Below are 599 nucleotides of genomic sequence, written 5' to 3' on the forward strand. Positions count from 1 at the left end.
AGCGTTTCCTTATCGAATGCCGCATAATCGATTTCTTCGACATACTTGTCTGCATCTGATCTAAACGCAGGGCCGGATATCTCCACCACATCCCATTGCACATTGCTGCTATCGACTTGCGCCTTAAGCTTCGCCGCGTCAGCCGGAGACACATAAGTCACCTTGATGCCTGTCTCACTCTGGAAGGGATCAACTACGGCTTTGCGGAACGCCTCCTCATACGATCCGCCACCGGAAACGACCACCAGGGTCGACTCTTGCGCTCGCAAAATGCTTGGGGCGCCAAGCACCAGCGCCGCTCCGCTGAGTCCTATTAGGGCCTGACGTCGCGTCGGCCGACTGGAGTTGCTGTAGCACCTCATGAGCTCTCTCCCTTATGAAGACCATATCGGATGCGATCTGCGGCCGAGGTCACCTGCAACGAAGCCGCCTCAGCTTCGAGATGGTCGGGTACACCTTGTCTCGGGCCGTTCGCCTTCACAGAAAGAAGGCGTCCATCCCGCGCGTCCCAGCCAATTCGCACTTTCTCACCGAGTTTGAACCGTGGAGAGGAGGCGCGATAAGCTACGGCTACAGTGAGAACTACGGATGGGGCCCCA

Annotated in this window: 1 pseudogene; it reads right to left on the reverse strand. The window is 57.3% G+C overall.

Annotation, left to right across the window (positions count from 1 at the left end):
• Window positions 1-245, reverse strand: a pseudogene (locus tag EN780_RS36785) (extracellular solute-binding protein); the annotation flags it as partial.
• Between the last annotated feature and the right edge of the window lie 354 nt (window positions 246-599).

Origin of the sequence: Mesorhizobium sp. M4B.F.Ca.ET.089.01.1.1 (assembly GCF_004022605.1) — a bacterium.
In the GTDB taxonomy this organism is placed as follows: Bacteria; Pseudomonadota; Alphaproteobacteria; order Rhizobiales; family Rhizobiaceae; genus Mesorhizobium; species Mesorhizobium abyssinicae.